Annotated in this window: 15 protein-coding genes and 1 tRNA gene; 5 read left to right on the top strand and 11 right to left on the bottom strand. The window is 75.7% G+C overall.

Annotated elements, in window-relative coordinates; genetic code table 11:
* Position 1: 1 nt before the first annotated feature.
* Positions 2–1,045, bottom strand: a complete 1,044-nt coding sequence (gene hrcA, locus BLP29_RS10200) for a heat-inducible transcriptional repressor HrcA (protein WP_092803635.1) — start codon at positions 1,043–1,045, stop codon at positions 2–4.
* A 46-nt stretch (positions 1,046–1,091) separates the two neighbouring features.
* On the opposite strand from hrcA, the gene BLP29_RS10195 reads away from it, so the two are divergent.
* Entirely contained in the window at positions 1,092–1,532 is a 441-nt protein-coding gene (locus tag BLP29_RS10195) for a type II toxin-antitoxin system VapB family antitoxin (RefSeq protein ID WP_481268994.1), read from the top strand.
* Between the two features lie 132 nt (positions 1,533–1,664).
* Here BLP29_RS10195 and BLP29_RS10190 read toward each other — a convergent pair whose 3' ends face one another.
* The 4 genes from BLP29_RS10190 to BLP29_RS10175 are packed head-to-tail and all read right to left on the bottom strand — an operon-like array spanning position 1,665 to position 5,027.
* The gene (locus tag BLP29_RS10190) at positions 1,665–2,270 is read right to left on the bottom strand and encodes a response regulator transcription factor (RefSeq protein WP_092803632.1); all 606 of its coding nucleotides are present in this window, start codon (positions 2,268–2,270) and stop codon (positions 1,665–1,667) included.
* Positions 2,267–3,388: a sensor histidine kinase gene (locus BLP29_RS10185; protein ID WP_092803629.1), complete on the bottom strand. Its 1,122-nt coding sequence runs from the start codon at positions 3,386–3,388 to the stop codon at positions 2,267–2,269. The genes BLP29_RS10190 and BLP29_RS10185 overlap by 4 nt, the downstream gene beginning before the upstream one ends.
* A 17-nt stretch (positions 3,389–3,405) precedes the next feature.
* Positions 3,406–4,149, bottom strand: a complete 744-nt coding sequence (locus tag BLP29_RS10180) for an ABC transporter permease (RefSeq protein WP_092803626.1) — start codon at positions 4,147–4,149, stop codon at positions 3,406–3,408.
* Positions 4,146–5,027 carry an ABC transporter ATP-binding protein gene (locus tag BLP29_RS10175; protein WP_092803623.1) on the bottom strand — a complete coding sequence of 294 codons (882 nt, stop codon included), beginning with the start codon at positions 5,025–5,027 and terminating at the stop codon, positions 4,146–4,148. The genes BLP29_RS10180 and BLP29_RS10175 overlap by 4 nt, the downstream gene beginning before the upstream one ends.
* A gap of 96 nt (positions 5,028–5,123) precedes the next feature.
* Between BLP29_RS10175 and recQ the strand changes: the two genes are divergently transcribed.
* Positions 5,124–6,935, top strand: coding sequence for a DNA helicase RecQ (gene recQ / locus BLP29_RS10170; protein ID WP_207798421.1), 1,812 nt, complete (start codon positions 5,124–5,126; stop codon positions 6,933–6,935).
* Here the strand turns inward: recQ and BLP29_RS10165 are convergent, their stop codons facing one another.
* Together BLP29_RS10165 and hemW are read right to left on the bottom strand one after the other, a co-directional pair.
* On the bottom strand, positions 6,936–7,808 hold the full coding sequence (locus BLP29_RS10165; protein WP_165839350.1) for an oxygenase MpaB family protein: 873 nt from the start codon (positions 7,806–7,808) through the stop codon (positions 6,936–6,938).
* A 167-nt stretch (positions 7,809–7,975) separates the two neighbouring features.
* The gene (hemW, locus tag BLP29_RS10160) at positions 7,976–9,208 is read right to left on the bottom strand and encodes a radical SAM family heme chaperone HemW (RefSeq protein ID WP_207798420.1); all 1,233 of its coding nucleotides are present in this window, start codon (positions 9,206–9,208) and stop codon (positions 7,976–7,978) included.
* A gap of 40 nt (positions 9,209–9,248) precedes the next feature.
* Here hemW and BLP29_RS10155 point away from each other — a divergent pair, with 40 nt between their 5' ends.
* Together BLP29_RS10155 and BLP29_RS21000 are read left to right on the top strand one after the other, a co-directional pair.
* Entirely contained in the window at positions 9,249–10,004 is a 756-nt protein-coding gene (locus BLP29_RS10155) for an enoyl-CoA hydratase-related protein (RefSeq protein ID WP_092804782.1), read from the top strand.
* A 38-nt stretch (positions 10,005–10,042) separates the two neighbouring features.
* On the top strand, positions 10,043–10,213 hold the full coding sequence (locus BLP29_RS21000; protein ID WP_165839349.1) for a hypothetical protein: 171 nt from the start codon (positions 10,043–10,045) through the stop codon (positions 10,211–10,213).
* Positions 10,214–10,231: 18 nt separating this feature from the next.
* On the opposite strand, the gene selB is transcribed toward BLP29_RS21000, so the two are convergent.
* The 4 genes from selB to BLP29_RS10140 all read right to left on the bottom strand — a co-directional run bounded on the left by selB (position 10,232) and on the right by BLP29_RS10140 (position 14,463).
* Positions 10,232–11,959, bottom strand: a complete 1,728-nt coding sequence (gene selB / locus BLP29_RS10150; RefSeq protein WP_092803617.1) for a selenocysteine-specific translation elongation factor — start codon at positions 11,957–11,959, stop codon at positions 10,232–10,234.
* Positions 11,950–13,227: an L-seryl-tRNA(Sec) selenium transferase gene (gene selA, locus BLP29_RS10145; RefSeq protein ID WP_092803614.1), complete on the bottom strand. Its 1,278-nt coding sequence runs from the start codon at positions 13,225–13,227 to the stop codon at positions 11,950–11,952. Before selA ends, selB begins: the two co-directional genes overlap by 10 nt.
* A gap of 15 nt (positions 13,228–13,242) precedes the next feature.
* Positions 13,243–13,338: transfer RNA gene (locus tag BLP29_RS20995), tRNA-OTHER, on the bottom strand.
* Between the two features lie 21 nt (positions 13,339–13,359).
* A complete protein-coding gene (locus tag BLP29_RS10140; RefSeq protein ID WP_092803611.1) occupies positions 13,360–14,463 on the bottom strand; it encodes a permease in 1,104 nt (367 codons plus the stop codon).
* A gap of 100 nt (positions 14,464–14,563) precedes the next feature.
* Here BLP29_RS10140 and selD point away from each other — a divergent pair, with 100 nt between their 5' ends.
* Positions 14,564–15,559, top strand: coding sequence for a selenide, water dikinase SelD (gene selD, locus BLP29_RS10135; RefSeq protein ID WP_243469849.1), 996 nt, complete (start codon positions 14,564–14,566; stop codon positions 15,557–15,559).
* Positions 15,560–15,590: the final 31 nt, after the last annotated feature.

Here is a 15,590-nt window from a genome sequence, read left to right as displayed (position 1 = left end):
CTCAGCTCTCGGCCAGCAGTTGGCCGACGTAGCGGGCCACGGCGCGCACCGCGGCCATGGTCCCGGGGTAGTCCATGCGGGTGGGGCCCACGACGCCGAGGCCCCCGAGTGCGAGGTCGGCGCTGCCGGCCGACCCGTAGCCCACGGAGACCAGCGACGCGCCGGTGAACCCCTCGTGGGCGTTCTCCTCGCCGATCCGGACCAGCACGTGGCCCGGGTCGACCTCGCCCATCAGCCGCAGCACCACGACCTGCTCCTCGAGGGCCTCGAGGAGCGGGCGCAGGGTGCCGGGGAAGTCCAGTGCCCCGCCGCGGGTGAGGTTGGCGGTGCCGCCGACGAGCAGGCGGTCCTCACCCGGCTCGGCGAGGGTCTCGACCAGCGTCGCGCTGACCGCGGCCACCAGCCCGCGCAGGTGGGCCGGGGCGGTGTCGAGGAGGTCGGCGACCTTCACACCGGCCTCGGCCAGCTTGGCGCCGACGAAGGCGGCGTTGAGCAGGGTGCGCAGCTCGGCCACGGGGTCGACGCCGGCGGGGGCGTCGGTGACCGGCGGGATCTCGACCACCCGCTGCTCGACCCGACCGGTGTCGGTGATGAGGACGACGAGCAGCCGGTTGGCCGCCAGCTGCACGACCTCGAGGTGCCGGACCGCCGAGCGCGACAGCGTGGGGTACTGGATCACCGCGACGTTGCGGGTGAGCTGGGCCAGCAGGCGCACCGTGCGGCTGAGCACGTCGTCGAGGTCGAGCGCGCCGTCGAGGAAGCGCTCGATGGCCCGCCGCTCGGCCACCGACAACGGCTTGACCTGCGAGAGCCGGTCGACGAAGAAGCGGTAGCCCTTGTCTGTGGGCACCCGGCCGGCACTGGTGTGCGGCTGGGTGATGTAGCCCTCCTCCTCCAGCACCGCCATGTCGTTGCGGATGGTGGCCGGGGAGACGCCGAGGTCGTGCCGGGCGGCCAGGGCCTTGGACCCCACCGGGTCGTTGGTGGACACGTAGTCCTGCACGATCGCCCGCAGGACCTGCAGACGACGGTCCTCGTGGGCCATCCCGCACCTCCCGTACCGACCGACGACTGGCACTCACCGATCCCGAGTGCCAACGATCAGCATACGACCGGACACGCACCGCGTCCCGCACCTCCGACCCCGGCCGGGCCCCACTAGGGTGGGTCGCGGCGGAGCGCCCCGGGTCCCCGGGGTCGGGTCTGAGGGGAGCCGGGCACTGATCTTCAAGGCGGTGCGCGACGGGCGTCCCTACCCCGACCACGGCTTCTCGACGCGGGACTGGGCGATGATCCCGCCCCGCCAGATCCGGCTCGACCAGCTGGTCACCACCAAGCGCACGCTCGAGCTGGACGCCCTGCTCGCCGACGACTCCACCTTCTACGGCGACCTGTTCCCGCACGCCGTGCAGTGGCACCGCGAGATGTTCCTCGAGGACGGCCTGCACCGCGCCCTGCGTGCGGCCCTGCAGCAGCGCAACGTCATCCACGTGCGCGTGCTGGACCTCGACTCCCTGATGCCCGGCGCCTGAGCCCCGCCGCCTCCGGCTCGGCGTGGGCCAGGTGGGACGACGAACGTGCACCCCCCTGGGGCGTTGTCGGCGCAGGAGGGTGCACGCGGCTCGTCGGAGCTGGTGCACCCCGGGCTCACGGCCGGGGCGGGGCTAGAGCCAGCCCTTGTCGGCAGCCACCCGCGCGGCCTCGACCCTCGTGCGGGCGCCGGTCTTCCCGATGGCGTTGGACAGGTAGTTGCGCACCGTGCCCTCGGACAGGAACAGCCGGCCGGCGATGTCGGCCACCGTCGCGCCGTCGGCCGCGGCCCGCAGCACGTCGGCCTCCCGCGCCGACAAGGGCGAGGAGCCCAGGGCCAGCGCGGCGGCGGCCAGGTCGCGGTCGATGACCCGCTCCCCCGCCACGACCGAGCGGATCGCGGCGGCGAGCTCGGCGACGGGTGAGTCCTTGACCAGGAAGCCCTGCGCGCCCACCTCCATCGCCCGGCGCAGGAACCCGGGCCGGCCGAAGGTCGTGAGGATGACGGCCTTGACCGCGGGCAGCTCACGGGCCAGGCCGCGGGCGGCCTCGATGCCGTCGCAGCCGGGCATCTCGATGTCCATCACGGCGACGTCGGGGGCGTGCTCGTGGGCGGCGGCCAGCACCAGGTCGCCGCGGCCGACGTCGGCGACGACGGTGATGTCCTCCTCCAGCTCCAGCAACGCGCGCAGCGCACCGCGCACGAGCTGCTGGTCCTCGGCCAGCAGCACCCGGATCACGCGGTCACCTCGGCCGGTGCCGGGGCGGGCACCAACGGCACGACGGCGGTCAGCCGCCACCCGCCGCGGGGCCCGGCGCCACCGGTCAGCGACCCGCCGACGGCGCCGACCCGCTCGCGCAGACCCGTGAGCCCCGAGCCGGGGGCGGTGGCGTCGGTGGGGCCGCGGCCGTCGTCGGCGACCACCAGCTGCACCTCCGTGCCGTCGTCGACGAGCTCGACGGTCACCGCCGACGCCCCGCTGTGCCGCAGCACGTTCGTGGTGGCCTCGCGCACCACCCAGCCCAGCGCCGCGTCGACGGTGCCCGGGAGGGCGGGCACCCGCTCGGGCCCGCCGAAGGCGATGCCCGCGCCCGACAGCGCGGACCGCGCCTCGGCCAGCGCCTGCCCGCAGCTGACCTGCCGGTAGCCGCTGACCGCCTCGCGCACCTCGGCCAGCGCACGGCGGGCGGCGTCCTCGACGTCGGCCATCTCGGCGGCGGCACGGTCGCCGTCGACCGGAGCCAGCCGGCGGGCGAGCTCGCTCTTGAGCGCGATGAGCGACAACGAGTGCCCCAGCAGGTCGTGCAGGTCGCGGGCGAACCGCATGCGCTCCTCGGCGACGGCGTTGCGGGCCAGCTCCTCGCGGGCCGCGGTGAGCTCGGCGTTGATGGTGAGCAGGTGCCGGGTGCCCCAGAGCGTGGCCGCCGTGAGCGGGCAGAGGATGGGCAGGAAGAGCGACGTCCAGTCCTGGTAGGACACGATCACCACCGCCGAGGCCAGCGTCGCGGCCCCGGTGACCGGCCAGACCAGGCGCTCGGCCAGGCTCGCCGCCGCGGCGGCGGAGACGTAGATCCACAGGCCCGCGTAGCTGGTGCCGAACCCGGCCGACAGCGCCAGCGCCAGCAGCACCACGACGACGAAGTCCGGCCGGACCCCGCGGGCGTCGGCGAACCGGGCCAGCACGCTCATGTAGGCGACGGTGAACGCCACGAGCGCCGCCCCGATGAGCACCTGCAGCGCCGGCGGCCGGGGGGTCAGCACCAGGTCGAGCACCGGGAAGACCTGGAACACCAGCCACGGCACGGACCAGGCCAGGCGCCGCCAGAGCACCGGGCGGGCGGGGACGACGGGCTCCACGGCGCCAGTCTCCCCGCTCAGCCGGCGACGGCGTGCAGCGGGCGCCGTGCGCCGACGGCCAGCGCGGCCAGCGCGAACACCGCGGCGAACCCGGCGAGCGCCAGCACCGGCAGCACCGTGCCGCCGTCCCCGACCACCCCGCGGCCGAGCTCGGCGTACCAGTAGGACGGCGTCGCCTGCGCCACCGTGCGGAACCCGGCCGGGAAGACCTCGACGGGGATCCACAACCCGCCCAGCGCGGCCAGCACCACCGACACGATGCCCATCGCGGCACCGGCCGCCTTCTGCTCCAGCGCCAGGCCCAGCAGCATGCCCAGGGCCACGAACGCCGCCGACCCGAGCCACAGCGCGGCGACCAGCCCGACCCAGGTGCCCAGCCCCAGCTGGACGCCGTTGACGAACCGGCCGACCAGGGCGACGACGACCAGGCTCGGCAGGACGAGCAGCATGCCGACGGCGATGTCGACGACGACCACGTCGCGTGCGGGCACGGGCAGTACGCGCAGCTGGCGCAGCCACCCGGAGGCCCGGTCGAACGAGAGCCGGATGGTCGCGCCCAGGGCGGCGCCGAGCCCGCCGTAGGCCATCATCGAGACCATGTAGGTGCGGGCGTAGTCCTGGTACTCGGCGCCGCTGCCGGCCTGGCCGCCGAACACCTTGGTGAAGAAGACCGTGAACAGTGCCGGCAGCACGACGGTGAAGAACAGGTACTCCCAGGAGCGGAGCACGCGGCGGAGCTGGAAGGTCAGCAGGGCGGTCACTTCGTGCCTCCGGTGAGGGTGAGGAAGGCCTGCTCGAGGCTGGCGCCGGCCACCTCGAGGTCGGGCAGGCGGTCGCGGGTGGTGAGCAGGGCGCGCAGGGTGGCCTCGGCGTCGGTGGTGGCCAGCTCGACCAGGTCGCCGGAGCCGCGGACGGAGGTGACGCCGGGCAGCTCGGCCAGCCCGGCACGGTCGGTGCAGCCGAACCGGACGGTGCGCCCGGCGATGCGGGACTTGATCTGCGCCGAGCTGCCGTCGGCGACCACGCGGCCGGCGTCCACCACGACCACGCGGTCGGCGACGGCGTCGGCCTCGGCGAGGTGGTGGGTGGCGAACACGACGGTGTGCCCGCGGTCGGCGAGGTCGCGCATCGTCGTCCAGAAGGCCTGCCGGCCCTCGACGTCCATGGCGCTGGTGGGCTCGTCGAGCACGAGCAGCGGCGGCGTGCCGGCCAGCGCGAGGGCCAGCAGCACGCGCTGGCGCTGCCCGCCCGAGAGCTGCTCGGTGCGCCGGTCGAGCAGGCCGTCGATGCCGGTGGTCGTGACGAGGTCGGCCAGGGGCCACGGGTCGGCGTAGCGGCCGGCGACCAGCCGGAGCACCTCGCCCACCCGCGACTCGCTGGGCAGCCCGCCGTGCTGCAGCATCGCGCCGACCCCGCCGGAGCGGACGGCGGCCAGCGGCTCGCGGCCCAGCAGCTGCACGGTGCCGGCGCTCGGGCGGAAGAGCCCGAGCGCGGCGTTGACGGTCGAGGACTTGCCCGCGCCGTTGGTGCCCAGCAGGGCCACCGTCTCGCCGCGGGCGATGCTGAGGTCCAGGTCGTGGACGGCGGTGGTGCCGCCGTAGCGGACCGTCAGCCCGCGGATCTCCAGTGCCGGTGTCATGCGTCCAGCCTGGTCAGCGCGGCGCCCCGGCTGTAGTGCCGGACGTCGTCCACAGGCCCTGACGGATGTCAGATCCGCGCCCCTACCCTCGACTGCGTGACCGCCCCCGCGCTCGACGTGCTCAGCCGGGTGTTCGGCTACGACAGCTTCCGCGGCCCGCAGCAGCAGGTGGTCGAGCACGTCGCGGCCGGCGGCGACGCGCTGGTGCTCATGCCCACCGGCGGCGGCAAGTCGCTCTGCTACCAGGTGCCGGCGCTGCTGCGCGACGGCGTCGGCGTGGTCGTGTCCCCGCTCATCGCGCTCATGCAGGACCAGGTCGACGCGTTGACCGCGCTCGGCGTGCGGGCCGGGTTCCTGAACTCCAGCCAGGACCCCGACGAGCGCCGGGCCGTCGAGCAGGCCTTCCTCGCCGAGGAGCTCGACCTGCTCTACGTCGCGCCCGAGTCGCTGGGCGGCGGGGAGTCGCGCACGGCCCGGCTGCTCGAGCGGGGCCGCATCGCGCTGTTCGCCATCGACGAGGCGCACTGCGTGGCCCAGTGGGGGCACGACTTCCGGCCCGACTACCTGGGCCTGTCGATGCTGCACGAGAAGTGGCCCGACGTCCCCCGGGTGGCGCTGACGGCGACGGCGACCCCGCGCACGCATGCGGAGATCAGCACCCGGCTGCAGCTCGACGACGCTCTCCACGTGGTCGCGGGCTTCGACCGGCCCAACATCCAGTACCGCATCGCGCCGAAGAACGAGCCCCGCAAGCAGCTGCTGGACCTGCTGCGCACCGAGCACCCCGGCGACGCCGGCATCGTCTACTGCCTGTCGCGGTCCTCGGTCGAGACCACCGCCGAGTTCCTGGTGAAGAACGGCATCCCGGCGCTGCCGTACCACGCCGGGCTCGACCAGCGCACCCGAGCGACCAACCAGTCGCGGTTCCTGCGCGAGGACGGCCTGGTGATGGTGGCGACCATCGCGTTCGGCATGGGCATCGACAAGCCCGACGTCCGGTTCGTGGCGCACCTGGACCTGCCGAAGTCGGTCGAGGGCTACTACCAGGAGACCGGCCGGGCCGGCCGCGACGGCCTGCCCTCCACGGCCTGGCTGGCCTACGGCCTGGCCGACGTCGTCCAGCAGCGCAAGATGATCGAGGGGTCCGAGGGCGACCTCGCGCACCGCCGCATGCTCGCCGCGCAGCTCGACGCGATGCTCGCCCTCTGCGAGACGGTCGAGTGCCGGCGGGTGCGTCTGCTCGCGCACTTCGGGCAGCAGAGCGAGCCCTGCGGCAACTGCGACACCTGCCTGGTGCCGCCGGAGACGTGGGACGCCACGATCCCGGCCCAGATGCTGCTGTCGACGGTGCTGCGGCTGCAGCGCGAGCGCGGCCAGTCGTTCGGGGCGGGCCAGTCGATCGACATCCTGCTGGGCAAGCGCACCGAGAAGGTGGTGCAGCACGCCCACGACCAGCTCAGCACCTTCGGCATCGGCGCCGACCTGTCCGAGCAGCAGTGGCGCGGGGTCGTGCGGCAGCTGCTGGCGCTGGGGCTGCTGGCCGTGCAGGGCGAGTACGGCACGCTGGCGCTCAGCGAGGCCAGCGGGCCGGTGCTGCGCCGCGAGCAGTCGGTGCCGATGCGCCGAGAGCCCGAGCGGGTGGCCCGTGGGCGCACCGGCAAGGCCGCCAAGGCAGCGGTCGACCTGCCCGCGGAGGCGGCACCGGCGTTCGAGCGGCTGCGCGCCTGGCGGGCGGCGACGGCGAAGGAGCAGGGCGTGCCCGCATACGTGGTCTTCCACGACGCGACGCTGCGGCAGATCGCCACCGAGCAGCCCGTGGACGTCGCGGCGCTGGGCTCGATCAGCGGCGTGGGCGCGGCCAAGCTCGAGCGCTACGGCGAGGGCATCCTCGCCGCCCTGCACGCCTGATCAGTGCGGGACCGGGCAGCCGGTGGGGAACGTGCCGAGCGCGCTCACGTCGTAGCCGTCGGGGTAGCTGCGGATGGTCGGCAGCTGCCGGGCGTAGAAGGGCTCGGTGCGCGGCGCGGCGAAGCGCAGGGCCCGCCCGCGCGCCCGCAGCCCGGCCCGGGTGGTGGCGGCCAGCACGGGGTTCGGCTGCGGGTAGCGGAAGGCGGCGAGCAGGGCGTCGTCCATGAGCGCGAACGAGGTCTGCCGGACGACGGCCGCCGGTAGCTTGTCGTGCGGCGGGAAGGTGCCCAGCAGCGCGAGCGTGGCGTCCGCGACGGCCCGGCCGCCCTCGCTGAACGCGAAGTGGTCGGCCTCGTAGGCGTCGTGCACCCGGGCGAACTCCTGCCAGGTGTCCGGGATGCCCTTGATGCCCATGCGCGTGCCGAGCGCCTTGTAGTACTCGGCGCTGGCGATCTTCTCCACGCCGCTCATCGGCCGCCAGGCGTAGGCGTCCATCCAGCGGATCGGGGTGATCACGAAGGTGCACAGCACGTAGCGCATGTCGTCGTCGCTGATCTCGTACGACCGGTGCATCTGGTTCATCCGCCGGATCGCGGCCTTGCCGGTGGCCGAGTCCGGCCCGTGCTCGAGGACGGCGTCGAGGATCAACCCGGTGTCGTCGTAGCGCTTCTGCACCCGCTCGGTGAACTCCCCCGTCCGCGCCAGCAGCTCCCCGATGCTCGGCACGGCGTACGTGCGGAACAGGGCGAAGCTGAGCGCCTGGTTCATGTCCCACGGGAACTCGTGCGTCGCCGTGAGCCGGTGGACCGCGAGGTGGTCGCGCACGGGGTCCATCGCGGTGATCCGGGTCAGGATGTCGTAGCGGTGCCGCACGGGCACATCGTGGTCCTCCGGACCACACCGCGTCCAGGAGCCGTTCCCCCGCGGCGACGAGCGACGCTGCTCCCTCCTCGGGAGGGCACTCGTGCCTCGCGGCCTCCCGTCGTCGGGACGGGGTCGAGGTCCTCGTCCGAGACCCTCCGGGCCCCGCTCCTCGAACCTCAGTCCGTGAGGTCGCGGACCAGGGCGTCGGCCAGCAGGCGCCCCCGGTCGGTGAGGACGGCGCGGCCGGCCGCGTGGGCGGCGGGCTCGAGCAGCCCGCGGGCGACGGCGTGCTCGGCCCGGGCGCGACCGACGTCCGACAGCGCAGACAGCGGCAGGCCGTCGCGCAGCCGCAGGCCGAGCATCACGGTCTCCAGGGCGACGTCCTCGGGCGTCAGTCGCTCGGCACCGGCGGCGGGGTGCTCACCGGCGGCGAGGCGACCGGCGTAGGCGGCGGGGTGCTTGACGTTCCACCAGCGCAGGCCGCCGACGTGGCTGTGCGCGCCCGGCCCGATGCCCCACCAGTGCGCGTTGGCCCAGTACAGCTCGTTGTGCCGGCAGCGGGCGGCCCGGTCGGTGGCCCAGTTGGAGACCTCGTACCACTCGAGCCCGGCGCCGCGCAGCACCCGGTCGGCCTGCTCGTAGCGGTCGGCCAGGACGTCGTCGTCGGGCATCGGCAGCTCGCCGCGGGCCACCCGGCGGGCGAGCTTGGTGCCCTGCTCGACGATGAGGGCGTAGGCGCTGACGTGGTCGACCGGGGCGTCGAGGACGGCCTGCAGCGAGAGGTCCCAGTCGGCGTCGGTCTCCCCCGGCGCGCCGTAGATCAGGTCCAGGTTGACGTGCTCGAACCCGGCGCCGCGGGCCTCGCGGGCGGCCTCGGCGGCCCGGCCGGGGGTGTGCCGGCGGTCGAGGACGGCGAGGACGTGCGGCGCGGCCGACTGCATGCCCAGGCTGATGCGGGTGAACCCGCCCGCGCGCAGCACGTCCAGCGACTCGGGTGTCACCGACTCGGGGTTGGCCTCGGTGGTGACCTCGACGTCGGCCGCCACCGGGAACAGCTCGCGGGCCCGGGCGAGGACGGCGACCAGGTCGGCCGCCGGCAGCAGCGTCGGGGTGCCGCCGCCGACGAACACGGTGCTGATCTCGGGCGGCTCGGGGCCCAGCACCCGGGCAGCCAGCTCGAGCTCGGCGATCGCGGTGGCCGCGTACTCGCTGCGGTTGGCGCCGGGGCCGAGCTCGTCGGAGGTGTAGGTGTTGAAGTCGCAGTAGCCGCAGCGCGTGGCGCAGAACGGCACGTGCACGTAGAGCCCGAACGGGGTGCCGTGCACCGTCGCCCGGGCCGCGTCGTCGAGCATCTGCGGGCCCGCCGGGAGCACCGGGGTCTGGCCGAGGATGGGGAGGGTCGTGGTCATCGCTGCACCCAGTGTCCACGGCCGGTGCAGGATGGGTGCCGTGACCGACTCGGTGCTCCACGTCGAGGTGTCCCGCGGTGTCGCCACCCTCACCCTCGACTCCCCCGCCAACCGCAACGCGCTCTCCCGCGCCATGCGCGCCCAGCTGCGCGACGCCCTCGCCGCCGCGCTGGCCGACGACGCCGTCCGCGTGGTGGTCCTCGACCACACCGGCCGGGTCTTCTGCTCCGGCATGGACCTCTCCGAGGCCGCGGGCGGCGCCGCGGCCGACCAGGGGGTGAACGAGTTCCCCGACCTGCTGTCGACGATCTGGCACTCGCCCAAGCCGGTGCTGGCCGCCGTCCGCGGCCCGGCCCGGGCGGGCGGGGTGGGCCTGCTGGCCGCCTGCGACGTCGTGGTCGCGGGCGCCTCGGCCACCTTCGGGTTCGCCGAGGTGCGCATCGGCGTGGTCCCGGCCGTCATCTCCGCGGTGTGCCGGCCGCGCATGCACGCCAACGCCGTGCACCGGCTGATGCTGACCGGTGAGGTGTTCGACGCCGCGACCGCGCAGGCCACGGGTCTGGTCGACCTCGCGGTCGCCGACGACGACGTGTCCGCGACCGTCGAGGCCCAGGTGACCGCGCTGGCCGCCGGCGCCCCGGCCGCGCTGGCCGAGACCAAGCGGCTGCTCCGATCGGAGCTCGACTTCGCGCCCCTGCTGGAGACCTCGGCCCGGTTCTTCGCCTCCGCCGAGGGCCAGGAGGGCATCGCCGCGTTCCGCGAGAAGCGCCCGGCGTCCTGGGTGCCCCAGGGCTGAGGCTTGCCCCGACGACGGCCCGGCGGGACCCTGCGGGCATGAGCGAGCCCGACCGCAGCCGCTTCACCGTCCTGCCCGACGGGCCGCAGCCCGACGAGTGGGTGGAGACCACCGACACCTCGCAGTGGCCGGTGGACGCCGACCGCGAACGCCGCGAGACCCTCGGCGAGACCACCCGCGCCACCTACCTCGGCGGCCCGTTGCCCTGACGGAGGTCGCGACCGCGGTCAGCGCAGGCGGCGGGTGGCGTCGGGGAGGCGCTCGGTGACGCCACGGGCGTCGAGCCACTCGGCCAGCGGGACGGCGACGCGGCGCGACGTCCCCCAGGCCTGCCGCGCCTGGCTCAGCGTGAACGGCTGCGCGATGCCGGCGAGCGCCCGCCGGGCCCGCTCCTCGACGCCGGGAGCCAGCACGACGCCCTCGGCGATGCGCACCAGCTGGCCGTCGCGCACCGCGGCCGCCAGCTCGCGCGGACCGAGCCCGGCGGCGGCCAGCTCCTCGGCGTCCGGGGCGGCGAAGGGCTGCTCGGCCAGCCGGGCGAGGACCGCCGACACCGCACGCTGGACCGGTTCGGGCAGGCCGCCCTCGGCGACCACCCGCCCGTCGCGCAGCTGCAGCGGGGCGCGGACCAGCCCGGCGACCAGCTCGACGTCGGGCAGCTCGAGCGCACTGCGCAGCACGGCGACCGGTGGGCCGGGCTCCAGCGGGCGCAGCTGCCGGTAGCGGGCGACCACCGCGGGCACCCGGGCGGCCAGCTCGTCGGCCAGGCCGGGGGCGAGCAACCAGCGGCCGACCGCGGTGGCCTCGGCAGGCACCGACCAACCCATCGCGACGAACTCCGCGCGCAGCACCACGCGCCGGCGGGCGAGGTCGGCCAGCGCTCCCCCGCCCGCGGCGAGATCGGCGGCCCGGGCCCGGGCGGCGCCCCGCCGGTGCAGCTCGGGCGGGTCGACGTCCCGGACGTCGGCGCCGTGCACCGTGCGGGTGCCGGGGTCGCGCAGCAGCAGCCGGTCCCCCACCCGCAGCGGCAGCGGGTGGGCCAGCCGCAACCGCACCGCGGCGTCGTCCAGCGGCCGCACCCTGGCCGCGACGGTCGCCGAGCCGATGTGCACCACGAGCTCGGCGGGCAGCCGCTCGGCCGGACGCACGAGGACGACGTCGAGCTCGGCGGTGTCCCGGAACGCCCCGGGCGTCAGCAGCGCGTCGCCCCGGGAGATCTCCTCGACCGCGACGCCGCGCAGGTTCAGCGCCACCCGGGCGGTCGCCGCGGCCTGCTCGACCGGCTCGCCCAGCGACTGCAGCCCCCGCACCACGACCTCCCGGCCGCCGAGGTCGAACCGGTCACCGGCGCGCACGGTGCCCGCCGCCAGGGTGCCGGTGACGACGGTGCCGGCGCCGCGGATGGTGAACGCGCGGTCCACCCACAGCCGCACGGGCGCGACGGTGTCCGGGGCGGGCAGGCCGGCGAGCAGCTCCTCCAGCGCGGCGGCCACCGCCGGGACGCCGTCGCCGGTGCGCGAGCTGGCCGCCACCCCCGGCACCTCGCCCAGCGAGGTCTGCGCCAGCCGCTCACGCACGTCGGCCAGCACCGGAGCCGGGTCGGCGAGGTCGGACTTCGTGACCACCAGCAACCCGTGCCGCACGCCGAGGGCGTCGAGGACGGCGACGTGCTCGGCGGTCTGGGCGGACCAGCCGTCGTCGGCGGCCACCACGACCAGCGCCGCCGGCACCGAGCCGACCCCGGCGAGCATGGTGCCGACGAACTTCTCGTGCCCCGGGACATCGACGACGGCGACGGTGCGGCCCGAGGTGAGCGTGGTCCAGGCGAAGCCGAGGTCGATGGTCAGCCCGCGGCGGCGCTCCTCCTCGAGGCGGTCGGGCTGCATGCCGGTCAGCGCGGTGACCAGCGAGGTCTTGCCGTGGTCGACGTGCCCGGCGGTGGCGATCACCTGCACGCCCGGACCGCCTCCACCAGCGCCTCGTCGTCGGCGGGGTCGAGGCTGCGCAGGTCGAGCAGGGTGCGCCCGTCGGCCAGGTAGCCGACCACCGGGGGCGCGCCGTGCCGCAGCGGCTCGGCGAACGACGCGGGCAGCGCGACGGCGACGCTGGGCAGCTCGAACTCCGGGGCCCCGCCACCGCCGACCCGCGCGCTCGCCTCGACCACGTGCGCGTCGCCGCCCAGCGCGGCGACGACCGCCTCGGCTCGGGCCCGCAGCTCGCCGGTCGTCGTCGCGAGCATGCGGTGCACCGGGGGCACCGGGCCGCGCAGCGTGGCCTCCAGCGCGGCCAGGATCGTCTTGTCCACCCGCAGCGCGCGGTAGAGCGGGTGCCGGCGCAGCCGCTGCACCAGGTCGGCGCGGCCCAGGACCAACCCGGCCTGCGGGCCGCCCAGCAGCTTGTCGCCGCTGCACAGCACCAGGTCCGCGCCGGCAGCCAGCGTGGTCTGCAGGTCGGGCTCGTCGGGCAGGGCCGGGTGCGGCCGCAGCAGCCCTGACCCGACGTCGGCCACGACCGGGACGCCGATGCCCGCGAGCTCGGCCACCTCGACGGCTGCGGTGAAGCCACGCACGACGAAGTTCGAGGGGTGGATCTTCAGCACCGCGCCGGTGTCCGGGCCCACCGCCGCGGCGTAGTCGGCACGGGTGACCCGGTTCGTCGTCCCGACCTCGCGCAGCCGGGCGCCGGTCGAGACCAGCAGGTCGGGGATGCGGAAGCCGTCCCCGATCTCGACCAGCTCGCCACGGGCCACCACCAGTTCGCCGCCGAGGCAGGTGGCCACCAGGGCGAGCGCGGCCGCGCAGTTGTTGACGACGATCGCCGCCTGCGCGGCCGGGACGGCGGCCAGCAGGGCGTCGATCGCCCCCTCGCCGCGCGGCCCGCGCCGGCCCGTGGCCAGGTCGAGCTCGACGTCGGTGGTCCCGCTGGCTGCGACGACCGCCTCGACCGCCGCAGGCGACCACGGCGCCCGGCCCAGGTTGGTGTGCACGAGCACGCCGGTGGCGTTCAGCACCCGGTGCAGGCTGGCCGCCGAGGCGGGCAGCGCCGCGACCACGGCGTCGGCGGCGGCCCCGGGTGCGAGCCCGCCCTCGCGCACGCGCTGCTGGACGGCGACCACCACGGACTTCACCAGCTCGCGCCCGAGGCGCTCGACGCCCGCCGCGACCCGGGGGTCGGCGAGCAGCGCGTCGGTGCGGGGCACCCGGCGGCGGGGGTCGGTCGTCATCTCTCCAGGGTCTGTTGGCGGAGGCGGACGGGAATCGAACCCGCCTGACCCGGCTACCGGGCCACGTCGGCTTTAGAGGCCGCGGGGGTCACCAGACACCCTGACGCCTCCGTGGGCCACGGTACGGGCGGATCAGACGGTCAGCACGGCGGTGACCCCGGCACCCAGGAGGGCCACCACGGCGACCAGGGCCGTCGTCCCCGCGAGCAGCCGGCGCGGGAAGACGTGCCGGACCATCAGCAGCGAGGGCAGGCTCAGCACCGGCAGCGCCACCAGCAGGACCGCAGCCGACGGTGCGGCCAGCCCCGCCGCCAGCGCCGCCGACACGACCGCCACCTCGCCGCCGGTGGGCACCGGCAGCGCCAGCCCGGCGACCAGCAGGAGCAGCAGCACCGCGACGGCGGCCACCCCGCTGCCGCCGTCGGCCGGGAAGAGCACGCCGCGGAACGTGCCCAGCACGAACACCACGGCCAGGTACTCGGGCAGCAACCGGACGGCGAGCCCGGCCAGCGTCGCCACGAACCGCACGAGCACCGGACGCCGGTCGGCCACGGGCGCGGGTACGTCGACCGGGACGACGTCCGCCTCCGCCCGGCGGCCCAGCCACCCGGCGAGCGCCACCGCGCCGACCACGACGAGCAGGCCCGCCCCGAAGCGCAGCACGGCCCAGGGCCAGGGCAGCACGGCGAGGCAGAGGACGAGCACCACCGGGTTGAGCGCCGGGTTGCCCAGCCAGAACGCCAGCACCGCGCTGGTGCCCGCCTTCGCGCGCCGCAGACCCACGGCGAGCGGGGCGGCGCAGCACGAGCACATCAGGGTGGGCACCGAGGCCAAGCCGCCGCGCAGACCCCCGCGGGCGGCACCGGCGTCCGGGGCACCGAGCACCCGCTGCAGCCAGGTGACCGGCAGCAGCACCTGCACCGCGGCGGCCAGCACCAGGCCGACGACCAGTGCCTTCCAGATCGCGGCGGTGTAGGCGACCGTGAAGTCCCACCCAGCGGCGAGCGACACCGGCGGGGCCTGCTCGCCCTCGCCGGTGAGGATCGAGGCGCCGAGGTCGTGGCTGCCCAGGACGGCCGGCACCTTCTCGGTGTAGGGCCCGTACTTGGCCCACCACAGACCGGCGACCAGCAGCGCGATCGCGACCCCGCCGAGCAGCAGCACCCGGCGTCGGTCCGGCCCGGTGGGGGCGGTGCCCGGCTCGGCGGGCGGGACCGCGCGGTCGGTCGTGGGCATGCGGGGTCCCCTCGGTGGCGCGGGTCCTCGGCCGCCGGCTCCGGCCCGGACCTCGCTGCCGATCCTGCCCCCTCCGGTCCGGTCCGGTTCACTGGGCCGGGTGACGACGACCCGGTTGACCCAGTACGCGCACGGCGGCGGGTGCGCCTGCAAGATCCCGCCCGGCGAGCTCGAGGCGGTCGTGGCGGGGCTGACGCACACCGGCCCGCGCGACCCCTCCTCCGAGCTCGTCGTGGGCCTGGACGACGGGGACGACGCCGCCGTCGTCCGCCTGCCCGGCGGGCAGGGGCTGGTGCTCACCACGGACTTCTTCACCCCGGTCGTCGACGACGCGTACACCTTCGGGCGCATCGCGGCGGCCAACGCGCTGTCCGACGTCTACGCCATGGGCGGCACGCCGACGGTCGCGGTCAACCTGCTCGGCTGGCCCCGTGACGTGCTGCCCGCAGAGCTCGCCGCCGAGGTGCTGCGCGGCGGCCTCGAGGTCGCGCACGAGGCCGGCTGCCACGTGGGCGGCGGGCACTCCATCGACTCCCCCGAGCCCACCTACGGCATGGCGGTCACCGGCCTGGTCGACCTCGACCGGCTGATCCGCAACGACCGGGCCGCGGCCGGCGACGCCATCTCGCTCACCAAGCCACTGGGCGTCGGCACGCTGAACAACCGCATGAAGGCCACCGGCGAGCCGTCGCCGGAGGCCATCGACTCCATGACCCGGCTCAACGCCGAGGCCTCGGTGGCCGCGGTGGCCGCCGGTGTGCGCGCCGGCACCGACGTCACCGGCTTCGGCCTGCTCGGCCACCTCTACAAGATGGCCCGGGCCAGCGGGGTGACCGCGGTGGTGTCGGCCGCCGACGTCCCCTACCTCGCCGGGGCCCGGCAGTCGGTGGCCGACGGCTTCGTCTCCGGCGGCACCCGCCGCAACCTCGACTGGGTGCGCCCGCACACCGACCTCACCGCCGTCGGCGAGGACGACGGCCTGCTGCTGGCCGACGCGCAGACCTCCGGCGGCCTGCTGCTGGCCGGGGAGGTGCCCGGCGCCCCGGTGATCGGGGAGTTCGTGGCGGCCGGGGAGTTCGCCGTCGTCGTCCGGTAGTGCCGGCGCCGTGAGTCCTGGTTAACCTCCA

The organism is Klenkia marina (assembly GCF_900101025.1).
Classification (GTDB): domain Bacteria; phylum Actinomycetota; class Actinomycetes; order Mycobacteriales; family Geodermatophilaceae; genus Klenkia; species Klenkia marina.
The sequence above is the reverse complement of the archived record's forward strand: the minus strand, read 5'-3'. Positions and strand labels throughout refer to the sequence as shown.

What these genes read in the sequence shown, in the direction of transcription:
- BLP29_RS10140 (WP_092803611.1), bottom strand. Translation starts at nt 14,463, where the DNA reads ATGCCCACGACCGACCGCGCGGTCCCGCCCGCCGAGCCGGGCACCGCC.
- BLP29_RS21000 (WP_165839349.1), top strand. Translation starts at nt 10,043, where the DNA reads ATGAGCGAGCCCGACCGCAGCCGCTTCACCGTCCTGCCCGACGGGCCG.
- hemW (WP_207798420.1), bottom strand. Translation starts at nt 9,208, where the DNA reads ATGACCACGACCCTCCCCATCCTCGGCCAGACCCCGGTGCTCCCGGCG.
- hrcA (WP_092803635.1), bottom strand. Translation starts at nt 1,045, where the DNA reads ATGGCCCACGAGGACCGTCGTCTGCAGGTCCTGCGGGCGATCGTGCAG.
- selA (WP_092803614.1), bottom strand. Translation starts at nt 13,227, where the DNA reads ATGACGACCGACCCCCGCCGCCGGGTGCCCCGCACCGACGCGCTGCTC.
- BLP29_RS10175 (WP_092803623.1), bottom strand. Translation starts at nt 5,027, where the DNA reads ATGACACCGGCACTGGAGATCCGCGGGCTGACGGTCCGCTACGGCGGC.